At 63.4% G+C, this 10,362-nt stretch carries 11 protein-coding genes; 4 read left to right on the forward strand and 7 right to left on the reverse strand.

Features of this window, described 5'->3' with window-relative positions:
- Nucleotides 1–14: 14 nt before the first annotated feature.
- On the reverse strand, nucleotides 15–887 hold the full coding sequence (locus tag BLS85_RS17275; protein WP_218128486.1) for a M48 family metalloprotease: 873 nt from the start codon (nucleotides 885–887) through the stop codon (nucleotides 15–17).
- 178 nt (nucleotides 888–1,065) lie between these two features.
- Between BLS85_RS17275 and BLS85_RS17280 the strand changes: the two genes are divergently transcribed.
- Nucleotides 1,066–2,634 (forward strand): type IV secretory system conjugative DNA transfer family protein, encoded by a 1,569-nt coding sequence (locus BLS85_RS17280; protein WP_176793872.1) that lies wholly within the window; start codon nucleotides 1,066–1,068, stop codon nucleotides 2,632–2,634.
- Here BLS85_RS17280 and BLS85_RS17285 read toward each other — a convergent pair.
- The gene (locus tag BLS85_RS17285) at nucleotides 2,627–4,012 is read right to left on the reverse strand and encodes a hypothetical protein (RefSeq protein WP_143027245.1); all 1,386 of its coding nucleotides are present in this window, start codon (nucleotides 4,010–4,012) and stop codon (nucleotides 2,627–2,629) included. The genes BLS85_RS17280 and BLS85_RS17285 overlap by 8 nt on opposite strands.
- 215 nt (nucleotides 4,013–4,227) lie before the next feature.
- Between BLS85_RS17285 and BLS85_RS17290 the strand changes: the two genes are divergently transcribed.
- From BLS85_RS17290 to BLS85_RS17300, 3 genes are all read left to right on the forward strand, one after another.
- Nucleotides 4,228–4,893: a hypothetical protein gene (locus BLS85_RS17290; RefSeq protein ID WP_092787993.1), complete on the forward strand. Its 666-nt coding sequence runs from the start codon at nucleotides 4,228–4,230 to the stop codon at nucleotides 4,891–4,893.
- 287 nt (nucleotides 4,894–5,180) lie between these two features.
- On the forward strand, nucleotides 5,181–5,363 hold the full coding sequence (locus BLS85_RS17295) for a hypothetical protein (protein ID WP_092787994.1): 183 nt from the start codon (nucleotides 5,181–5,183) through the stop codon (nucleotides 5,361–5,363).
- A 22-nt stretch (nucleotides 5,364–5,385) separates the two neighbouring features.
- Complete coding sequence (locus BLS85_RS17300; protein ID WP_092787995.1) at nucleotides 5,386–6,606, forward strand: hypothetical protein; 1,221 nt, start codon at nucleotides 5,386–5,388, stop codon at nucleotides 6,604–6,606.
- 288 nt (nucleotides 6,607–6,894) lie between these two features.
- Here BLS85_RS17300 and BLS85_RS17305 read toward each other — a convergent pair whose 3' ends face one another.
- The 5 genes from BLS85_RS17305 to BLS85_RS17325 all read right to left on the reverse strand — a co-directional run.
- The gene (locus tag BLS85_RS17305) at nucleotides 6,895–8,004 is read right to left on the reverse strand and encodes a tyrosine-type recombinase/integrase (RefSeq protein ID WP_218128487.1); all 1,110 of its coding nucleotides are present in this window, start codon (nucleotides 8,002–8,004) and stop codon (nucleotides 6,895–6,897) included.
- A 159-nt stretch (nucleotides 8,005–8,163) separates the two neighbouring features.
- Complete coding sequence (locus BLS85_RS17310; protein ID WP_092787997.1) at nucleotides 8,164–8,397, reverse strand: hypothetical protein; 234 nt, start codon at nucleotides 8,395–8,397, stop codon at nucleotides 8,164–8,166.
- Between the two features lie 9 nt (nucleotides 8,398–8,406).
- A complete protein-coding gene (locus BLS85_RS17315; RefSeq protein WP_092787998.1) occupies nucleotides 8,407–8,649 on the reverse strand; it encodes a hypothetical protein in 243 nt (80 codons plus the stop codon).
- A 200-nt stretch (nucleotides 8,650–8,849) separates the two neighbouring features.
- Nucleotides 8,850–9,791, reverse strand: a complete 942-nt coding sequence (locus BLS85_RS17320; protein WP_092787999.1) for a DUF2493 domain-containing protein — start codon at nucleotides 9,789–9,791, stop codon at nucleotides 8,850–8,852.
- A gap of 211 nt (nucleotides 9,792–10,002) precedes the next feature.
- On the reverse strand, nucleotides 10,003–10,362 hold a 360-nt coding region (locus tag BLS85_RS17325), incomplete at its 5' end, for a toprim domain-containing protein (protein ID WP_176793874.1).

Here is a 10,362-nt window from a genome sequence, read left to right on the forward strand (position 1 = left end):
CATTCGCCTCGGGATCAGTATCCGGCCGCCATGGCCCGGCGGAAATCGTCGATCCCGCTTTCCAGTGCGTCCAAGAGCACGGTGGCTGTCTCGCCCATCCGGGGACGCAGGAGGACGGCGGTAGCCTCGGCGCGGCGGTCAGGGTCCGGGTGCGCGGTGTGGTTGGCGGGCCTGCCGGTCAGGGCTTTCATGCGCTGCTCGACCAGGGCCAGCCAGCGCGGCAGAATCACGGGCACGCCCGCGAGCTTGCGATCGATATAGATGGGAGACTGACGCAGCGCGTCGCCCTGAGCGACGATGGACAGGAACATCCGGGCGGCTTCCCGGTCGGCCTCCAGTTCGATCTCCGGCCCTTCGCGCTGGTCGAGATGACCGAGCCGCCCGTGCGCGATCTCGTGGCACAGCACAAACACCACCAGGGCGCGGGCCAGGCCACCGGAAAGGTTCAGGCACTCATGGTGGGTTTTGAGTTCGGGACGCAGGTCCTCCAGAACCCGGGGTCGTGTTGTCGGTCTGGCGAGCAACAGCAGCCCCCGCTTCATCTTGTCCAGCAGGGACAGGAAGCCCGCGTCGTCTATGGGCACAAAGGCAGCAATGGTGCTGTAGTGCGAGAGCGCGAACAGCCACAGATCGAACGTCTCGTCGAACAGAATGCGCCCGCCCGGAGCGCCGCCCTCCGGGTCGGCGGTGATGAATGTCGTCGTGAGCCCGAAAACCTCCGGACTGAAGGCGACGGCGTCCGGATCGAACCCGAGCGCATCGACAATGGCCGCGAAACAGGTTTCGTACAGATGCCGGCTCAGCGCAGCGGCTTCCGCGCGGTCGAAGGGAATGCCTGCGCGGTGTGCCAATTCCTCGGCCAGATCGAGGGATGCTTCGGACGCCACGTAACGCCCTTTGGCCTTGGGAAGTTTTCCAGAACCGGACGTCATTGATGTGTCCACTCCAGTGAGCGGGGCCGGTGAATGGGACTCATGAACCGGCACGGCGGAACGCGCACGAGGAATCATGGGCCGAGAGCGCGGGCAAACTGGCGGCTCCTTTAACATGACAGGAGCCGAAACCATGACCACGCCCTTCCCGACGGACGCGGCGCAGACAGCCCTGGCCAAGGGTATCCTGCGAGGCCTGCCACACGTACCACCGCGTGAACACCGGATTCCGGAAGCACACTGGCAGTCATGGGAGCGTATTCTCGCGAGCCCACGGGTGGCCTACAACCCGGCGGATCCGGGCAATAGCCTGCTGGTCGGGCGGATCGGCGACCGACTCATCGGAATCGACGATCCACGTCATGCGATGATTCTGGGCGGGACGCGGGCCGGCAAGTCTGTGACGGTAACGTCCAACCTCTACTTCTATAGGGGTTCGGTGTTTGTCGTCGACCCGAAGGGCCATCTGGCCAACCAGACGGCCGCGATCCGTGCCGATTTGGGGCAAAAGGTTCTTGTTCTTGACCCGTTCGGTCGGTGCGATACGGCAGTAGCCCGGTTTCGCGCGGCTTACAATCCGCTTCGGGTCCTGCGTTGCGACAGTCCGACCCTGATCGAGGATGCCGAACGCATCACCGACGGTCTGGTGCTGACGACCGGTCAGGAAAAGGACCCGCACTGGGACGAATCATCCGGGGCCTTCATCTCCACGCTGATCCTCTATGTCGCAACGGCTCCGGCACTCAAGAACCGGCGCACCCTGGTCGAGGTTCGTCGACTGCTGACCCGGGCCAAGGCCGGGGAAGACACCGAGGACGGCTACATCCTGTTGAGGGAACTTCTCGACTATGCCCGCGCCCTGCGCAACGAGGACGGTATGGAGGATCTCGCGGACGCCATCGAGGCCGGGGCGCGAGACTTTTACGACAAGAGTCCGAACGAGATGGACAGCGTGCTGTCAACCGCACGGCGGCATACACGATTGCTCGGGTATTCGACGCTGCGCCGCGTTCTGACCGGCCACGACTTCGATCTCGCCGACCTGAAGGCGGACCCGTCGGGTGTCACCGTCTATCTTTGCCTGCCCGCCGGGGCGATGGGCAGCTACAGCCGTTGGCTGCGAATTCTATTGAACCAGCTTCTGGACATGGCGGAGATCACGACCGCTCCGACTCACAGGCCGCCGCTGCTTGTGTGTCTCGACGAGTTCCCCGTCCTTGGGCGCATGCGGCAACTGGAAATGGCCATCGGCCAGGTCGCGGGGTTTGGCCTGAAGCTCTGGATCGTTCTTCAGGACTGGAATCAGGGCGTGGACCTGTACGGCAAACGCTGGGAGTCCTTCGCCGCGAACGCGGGCATCTGGCAGGCTTTCGGCCTCGTGGACACGACCACCTGCGACGTTCTGTCGCGAAAGCTCGGTCGCACGCCGGTGATTGTCGGACGGGCGGCGGACGTGGGCAGCAAGGACGCGGAATCCGGCCGGTCCGGCTTGTCGGCGGGGCCGGAACTGCACCCCCTCATGACCGCCGACGAACTGGAGCGGACGTTTTCCCGCGACGATCCCGAGCGCCGCCAGCTTGTCCTGTGGGGCGGACACCGACCCATGGTCCTCCAGCGGATCGAATACTACGACGAAGCAAGTCCCGTGCGGAGGCACTTCGCTGCGCGGGAGATGGGACTTCACTCAATCCCGATCAGGTGACTTGTGTCACACGGGACCTCGGGTCGAGCCCCTTGTCCTCGTGTTGTGCGAATTCGGCGTCGACAAAGACCTCGAACAGGTCCGGGTCAGTGATCCGGCGGCTGGGGAGCGCGCCGTTCCGGTCGCGGACGGTGAGGTCGAGGCGACGGCTGGCCAGCATGGCGCGGAGCACGGTTTCCATGGTCCAGGCGGCGGCGCTGAAAACCAGCGGCTCGCCCGTTCGCGGATGGCGGGCGTTCACGTCCGCGCCCGCCTCAATGGCCTTGACGCCTTCGTCCTGCTCGAAACAGTCGATGGCTATGCGGAGTTTTTCAGTGGGTGTGTGGTCGTCGGAGGCGAAATACGCTTCGATCGCCCGGACCTCCTGCTCGTTTTGCTCTGCGATTTCGAGCATGCGATCCTCGTCGGCTGTGCCCAGGGCGGTGAAGCCGAGTGCCTTCGGTCTGTCTTCGTCCGTCGCCTCGCCCTGTTCGGACGGCTTGTCGCCCTTCCCATACGGGCGCGTCAGGGCCAGCGCCGCGCGGCGAATCAGGACCAGCGTCTCCGCGCTGACATGGAACACACTTTCGAGCGTGGGTTCCCGATCATCCGGCTTCGGCTGCTTTGGCTTTTCCAATGCGTCCATCGACGGAAAGTCCGCCACGTAGCCCGGTGTCCAAGTCTCCGTCCGCTGCCCGATCAAGGCGCCCGGGATTTCCTGATCGAACAGGACCCGCTGCACGGCGAAGACCATGCTGGCATGGCGGCCCCACCCCATGGCCGTCACAAAGGCGATGTGATGATTGGCGAACATGCTGCCGTAGTGAATCTTTGTGGGCTCGGTGCGCTCCGAGCGGCTCTGGACCAGCAGATCGTCGATGCGGTCATGATGGGTCCGGTGAAAGCCTGCGGTCTGTGAGATCAGCAGCGCCGGGTTCTCAATATGATGTGCAATGATCCGGTGGGCGGCGAAAAGCCGGGGGTTGGCGTGCTTTTCCGGATTCTCGAGACCGAGCGTCAGCCGGGTCTCGAACACAGTGCGCCCGGCAATCCGGAACGTTCGGTATTCGCCCTGCACATCAGCGGCAAAGTCCCGGTTCGAGACTTTCATCTCCGCCGTGTGTCGAGCGGCCCAATGAGAAAAATCCGCGTTGGCCACGTCCTTCAGATCGGCCTCGCGGATCCATTCCTGATCGACCAGATACGCGGCGACCGCCGAAAGCGTCTCGGGCCGCGGGTGCTGAACGACATCGAAGCGCAGCATCCGGCGGATCGTGTCGGGGCCAATGATGTTGGGACGATCAACCCGCAGCACGATCTCTTCGGCCATCTTAAAAGCGCTGAACCGCTTGCCATGGCGTTTGCGGTACACCAGCCAGGCCAGCAGTTCGGCGGCCAAGAAGGCCTCCATCAAAGGCGTGTCGGGCACGGGAATGGGTAGCACGGGCGGCGCGGGAGGCATCGGGGTCCCTCGGTCACACGGGGCGGATCGCGCCGGAATGTCGGTCCGCGAGGAATCCGGCGCGGGGTTTCGGGCCACGATAGGAAGAGCCGCCCGGCAAATCCAGACGTTTGACGGGCGGTGTCCATCCTGCATTACGGAGGTCTCCCGCCATGTTTAACCTGCCTTTGCGAGCTGAACCACTCTTCCCACGCTATCCCGGAACGGTCGGCTACCGCGCCTTCGGCGATCCGAAAGGCGTGACGTCCTGGCGACTCATTCCCTTCTACGGCACGCCGCTCGGCGAGGGCCTGATCGCCGGGATCATGATGGTGTTCAAGGTCTACGCCCTGGCAGTCATGGTCTATGCCGCGTTCGAACCGCCGCCGGGTCACACCGCAGAAGAGACCGTGCTCAGCGTCCTCGTGGTCGCGGCTCTGACATACTGGCCGATCAAGTGGACCCTGCGCATTCTGTTCACCAGCGCCACCATCATCGAGCTGACACCGCGTGATGTCAGGGTTTTGGGCCTGTTCGGGTGGCGGCGGTACGCGCGCCACGTCCCGCTTCGCTTCGAACTGGAGCAGCACCGCAGCCTGCGGCGAAGCATGGCTCTGCAGAAGAAACCGCGTCGGCATCTGCGAGAAAGCTATCACGTGGTCCTGCGCTATGCGCAGCAGGCGATCATCATCGCGAATGTCCATGGCGAAGTGCGGGCACGCGCACTGCTCGACCGACTGAACGGGTGCTTCATGGTCACGGCGCCGGGGGCGGAGAGCGCGGCCATCGGCAATCCGCACCAGCAATATGCCGACCGACCGGCTGACGACGAAATCTGAACGCTGGATTCTCTAATTCCTCGCGGACTCCACTGGGCCGGCTGGGGCGTGTTCGCCGCCTCGCCGGTCTTTTCGTGTCCTGGCTCACCGTTCCTGAAAACTCGTCCCTGTTCGTCAAAAACGGATCCCAGGACGCCAGAACGTGAAAAGTCGTCTGGCTTTTCGGGTGCATTGGTTCGGCAGCCCCGATTCCGCCGAACGGGGCGTGTTTTTCCGGCGCGAGGAATTCGTCGCGCCAGGCGGGTCAATACTGAGGCCTCCGAACCACCGAACAGGAGGACTCAGTCATGTGGGGTTTGCTTGGAATCATCATCGGGTTGGTCTTCAGCCTGGTGGGCTGGATCGCCCGATTGGCCTTTCAGGTCGCGACCGGGTCCGGTCCCGCCGGATCCTTTGTGACACGCCATCCCCTGGAACTGCTGGCCGCCGGTGTCCTCGCGATCCTCGCGGCGCATGTGGTCTGGGGATAAGCGCATCAGCGCGGAGGCGAACATGGAAGATCTCAAAGAGTATATGCACAAGCAGGCAAAGTTCATCGACGGGCCGCTGGTGCTGATGATGGTGGTGACGGGGTTGTTCACCTATCTCGGCGTCGAGTCCGCCCTGGGCTCCAACGGGTCCGACACCATGGAGCGCCTGAGCGCCGCCGCGTTTGCACTCGGCTCAGGGACGGCGGGTTTCGCGCTATGGAAGCATGCGCTGCACCTCGTGCCGCACCTCCCCGGCGGGAAGCACCTGTTCAAGGGATTGGCGGCGCTCCTGCTGGGCCTTGTGTTCATCGTGTTCCTGTCTTCGTATCTGAACGTGGTGGCGATCGGCGGGGCGAATGCCCAGCGGGCCGCCATGTTCGCAGCGGTCGGGGATTTTGAGACGGCACTCGGCGAGTCCGAAGCCCGCCTATCCCAAGCGGCGGAAGTGCGCGCGAACCTAGCGAACGGCGCCGGAATTCTGGACAATTGGGCACAGGCAGAAGCCACGCGGGGGGCGCTGACGGGGCACCCCGGAAAGGGCACCGTGTACACGGCGGCACTGGCCGCTGCCGGGCAGATGCGCACTCTTCGGAAGACCCTGGATGAAGGCCTTTCGGAGGGGGCAACGCTGGCCGGACAGGCGCGCGGACATCTTCAGGCGATGCGCGCCGTTGCCGAATCCGAAACCGGCGTGCCCGAGCGCCTCGGGCGCTTCGCCACCGAAAGCGACCGGATGCGCAGTGTCCTGGTCAGCCTGAACAGCCTCGAGCTGGCGGGAGCCCTGTCCCGTGACCTCGAGCGGCTGGCAACAGCCGAGACAACGATGGCCCCATCCGCACGGTCGGAAGCAGTCGCCGAAGCTCAGCAGGACGCCGTCCGGAGACTGGTCGAGATTACACAGACTGTGGCAAAACCTATGGCAGATCGAGCGGTCGAACTGGGGCGGTGGCCGGTCCCGAACGTGCCGAAGTTCCACCGGATCAGCACCGTCGAGGCGGTGTGGGTTCACGGCCTCTCCATCCTGCCGCTCTGGGCCGGGGGGCTGGCGCTCGATCTGATGCCGCTGGTTCTGCTGCTATTGTTCCGAATCAAGCGGGACAGCGAACTGCCGCCCGATGACAAGCGGCGAGATAACGGCGACCATCTGACCATCGGGGATGTCAAACGCGCACGGGCGGCCCTGGACGATGTCATCGGACGTCACGCCACCGGGAAGACCAACACAGGCCGGAAACAGCCATAAAACCGTACGAGCAAGGGCTCTTCGAATCAAAATCGAAGAGCCCTTGCCAGGTAAGACTCGCCACAAATTTGCCACAAGGTGAAAAAGAGCAAAACAGAGAATGGCGGATTTCCGCGGGTTCTGGAGATGCCGTTCAGTGTGGCAGTTTGTGGCGAGCTTTCGGATTTTAGGAAATTTCTTACCGTAATTCTCGGCTAAGTCTTTGTTTTAAAACTGGCGCGAGCGACGGGACTCGAACCCGCGACCTCCGGCGTGACAGGCCGAAGAAAAACTCAAGAAAACTGCGGCTTACGGGGCGCTTGCCACAGATTCGCCACAAGTATTTCTCGGTAATCTGGAAAGCATGCCGAAACGCTCCTCGGACGCGCGTTCGGCTTTCTCGATCAGATGGCCGTAGACGTTCAAAGTCGTCTTGACGTCTTCGTGCCCCATCAGCTTCTGCATGCGCTTGAAGTTGACGCGCTGCTCGATGAGCATGGATGCATAGAAATGGCGCAGGTCGTAGGGGCTGAACCGGGGCACGAGAATGGCTTTTCCGTCCTCGTCGGTGTCCTCGTCAACCAGTCCGGCCTCGATGCAGGCCTTGTAGAACCCCCGTTTGCGCCAGTTGTCCGTATCCAGCCATTTGCCGGTCTCCGTGGCAAAGACGAGATCGTGCGGATTGTCGGCGGCATGGTGCTCGGCGTAATGCCGGACCATGTCGTAGGTCTCGGGGCTCAGGTCGATGAACCGCCGTCCGGCGGGCGTCTTCGTCACGGACAGCTTGCCGCCACCTCGCTCCAACGCCCGCGTAACCTGGACGCCGCCGTCGTGCAGGCCGGATTTGGCGATAACAAGATACTCCTGTGGACGCATGCCGCTATCGGCGGCGAGATACAGGATCGGACGGTAGCGCCGCCAGGTTCGCGCGGTCTGCTTGTTCCTTGAATTGGCCAACCGGTCGGCGGCGGCCAGCAGGCGAGCCACCTCTTCGGGCGTCGGAATGACGATCGGCTCGTCATACCGGGACTCGGCCCGGATCGCGACACTGGCCGCAACGTTGCTGGCGATGTGCCCGCGCATGGCCATCTCCTTGATGACCGCATGAAACGAGGTCAGGGTTTTCCGCGCCAGATCCCGGCTGTGGGTGCGCAGCAGCCAAGAGCGGAAGGCGACCACGTCTGGGGTTTGCAGGTCCGCAAGAGCCTTCTCCCACGGGTAGGCCTTCATGATGTCGGCCCGGCGCCTGTAGGTCCCCAGGGTATAGGCGGTCACCGGATCTCGCCCATCGCGCCCTTCTTTCTCGCAGATGTCGAGCCAACGGTCGATGGCCTGCCCGACCGTGCGGATGGTGGTATCAAGGAGTGCGGAGACGGGGTTGGCCGCGTTCTTGTCCCGGAACGCCCTGGCCTCTTTCATGGTACGGAAGGTCTTGTAGGCATAGCCGGTCCTGGTTCCGGCACTGGGGTAACGGACCTGATAGGTAACGCCTTTATTTCCGTCTCTCTTGCGAATATCCGACATGATGAAATCAGAATAAATATTAGACTCTGTTAAATCAAGTCTACTCTAATAGTTTTAGAGCCTTAAATGCTGCTCGGCCTCCATCTGAGCCTTGTAGTACGTTCGAATCAAGGCGCTACGTTCTATTTTTAGCCGTCCGTCTATTGGATCGACAAAGAACGGCAGCTTGCGGTTTCCATAGGCATCCTTTTCGGCGGCACGGCGGATTTGGCGGTCGTTCAGGGGCACGCCCATTTCAGCCAGAAGATCCCGTGCGGCGTCGAGATCAAGATATGTGGGTCTTTGCATATCGGTCTCCTACAGCAAGTTGTACTCCTCGGCTGCGGACCGGGTCGGCCCTTTGGATGAAAGACTGACAAGCTCATGCCCGTCATCGGTCAACGGCTTCACGTCGTGACCGAAGCCGTTGGTCGGGTTCAAATAAACGGTGGCACCTTGTGAATGGCGGATACGATAATCTTCTTCAAGCTCGGCAAAGACTTCCACAATGGCTCGCTCGATATCGGATAAACGCATCTCCCCCTGTATTTTTATCTTCATGAGACAAGCTCCTTAGCATTATACCCATTAGTATATTATACAATTATAAGTATTATAAAAATATTAATACCAAGGCTCCTTTCAAAGAAAATGTCATATTTTCTGCGGCGCTCGCGGATTTTTCCACAAAACAACCCACAACTGCAGAGTGAGGCGGTGTGCGGCGGAGCCGTTCAGGGCCAACCGGCGTCAGGCGGGGCTTATGCCCCGCCGTCACCATGACGCCAGACGGGAACGCCCATCTTGCGGGCTTTGTCGGCCAGATTGTCGGTGATGCCGGACCCGGGAAAGACGATCAGGCCGATGGGCATGGCCTCCAGCAGACGGTCGTTGCGCCGGAACGGGGCCGCCTTGCCGTGGGCGGTCCAGTCGGGCTTGAAGACCACCTGGGGCACGCCGTGCTTGTCGGCCCAGCAGGCGGCGATGCGCTCGGCACCGGAGGGCGATCCGCCGTGCAGCAGGACCATGTCGGGATGGCGGGCATGGGCCTTGTCGAGCACCGACCAGATGCGCTGGCGATCGTTGCAGGCCTGCCCGCCCGCGAAGGCGATGCGCGGACCCGGCGGGACCATGATCTGCGTCTCGGCGATCTTCCGGGCGTTAATGAAATCGCGGCTATCGATCACGGCGGCGGTCATGGCCTGGCGATTGACCCGCGATCCGGACCGGGGCCGCCACGGCGAACCGGTCAGAGCCTCGAAGCTGTCGGCGGCGTGCTCGCGCATCGCCTCGAAGGCGTTGCGGCGCTCGATCAGCCCGAGCCCTTCGGCGGTGAGGCGCTCGAGTTCGACGGAGCGGATCTCGGAGCCGTCCTGTTCGCGCTGGCTGCGGCGCTGGTCCTGCTCGTTGGTGTCGAGGTCACGGTCGAAGGCTTCGACGCGGCGGTGAAACGCCCCGACCATGGACCAGAGAAGATCGGAAAGATCGTCCTCGAGCCGCGTGTCGGTGAAGAGGTCGGCCAGCATCTCGAAGGCGGACGCAACGGCGATGCGGGCGGGGTCGTCGTCGGGCAAGGGTCTCGGGTCGGGTTCGTCCTGGAACGGCCGGACGCCGTGGGTCTGGAGTTCCTCCAGCAGGTGCGCGGTCGGCGAGATGGCGTGGTCCGGTTCGGCGTCGAGGGTAAGCAGGGTGTGGTCGGTCATGGTGATCCTCCGGTCTGGGGCTGTTGGCCGCGCCCATCGCGGCCTTTCCGGGGATCGCCCGCCGGAGGCCGTGAGGGCGGGGCCGCACCCGAACGGGCCGGAACGCAGTGGAGGAGGACGCGGAACGCGGCCTTGCGGCGCTGCCCGGCCTCCGGCAGATCCCCCTGAAGGAAAGGACGCGGGCGGGGCCTCTGGTCCCCATAACGGAGGATCAGGCCGCACGGACCCTGTCCTGGTCGGCCGGGACCAGTTGCCCCATGAGCCGCGCGGCGGTGGCGGCGGGACCGAAGGCCTGAAGGTCCGCGTTCGGATCGGTGCCTTGGCTGAGAAGCGGATGCACGGCGATGCCTTGCCCGCCCGCGCGATCCGCGAGACGTTCGAACGCCGCTTCCCCGGCGGGATCAGGCTCGAGGGCGATATACAGACGAACCAAACCCTGCGGCAGCGCGAACGCCCCGAGATGCCCGGCGGACAGGGCCGCGACCATGGACAGGCCGGGGAACAGCATGCGCAGCGTCAGGACGCTTTCGATCCCCTCGCCCGCGACCAGGGCGTCGCCCGGATCGCCGAA

Source organism: Rhodospira trueperi (genome assembly GCF_900101965.1).
GTDB lineage: Bacteria > Pseudomonadota > Alphaproteobacteria > Rhodospirillales > Rhodospirillaceae > Rhodospira > Rhodospira trueperi.

Coding starts and splice junctions, on each gene's coding strand:
- BLS85_RS17280 (WP_176793872.1), top strand. CDS start 1,066: ATGACCACGCCCTTCCCGACGGACGCGGCGCAGACAGCCCTGGCCAAG.
- BLS85_RS17290 (WP_092787993.1), top strand. CDS start 4,228: ATGTTTAACCTGCCTTTGCGAGCTGAACCACTCTTCCCACGCTATCCC.
- BLS85_RS17295 (WP_092787994.1), top strand. CDS start 5,181: ATGTGGGGTTTGCTTGGAATCATCATCGGGTTGGTCTTCAGCCTGGTG.
- BLS85_RS17300 (WP_092787995.1), top strand. CDS start 5,386: ATGGAAGATCTCAAAGAGTATATGCACAAGCAGGCAAAGTTCATCGAC.
- BLS85_RS17305 (WP_218128487.1), bottom strand. CDS start 8,004: ATGAAAGAGGCCAGGGCGTTCCGGGACAAGAACGCGGCCAACCCCGTC.
- BLS85_RS17310 (WP_092787997.1), bottom strand. CDS start 8,397: ATGCAAAGACCCACATATCTTGATCTCGACGCCGCACGGGATCTTCTG.
- BLS85_RS17315 (WP_092787998.1), bottom strand. CDS start 8,649: ATGAAGATAAAAATACAGGGGGAGATGCGTTTATCCGATATCGAGCGA.
- BLS85_RS17320 (WP_092787999.1), bottom strand. CDS start 9,791: ATGACCGACCACACCCTGCTTACCCTCGACGCCGAACCGGACCACGCC.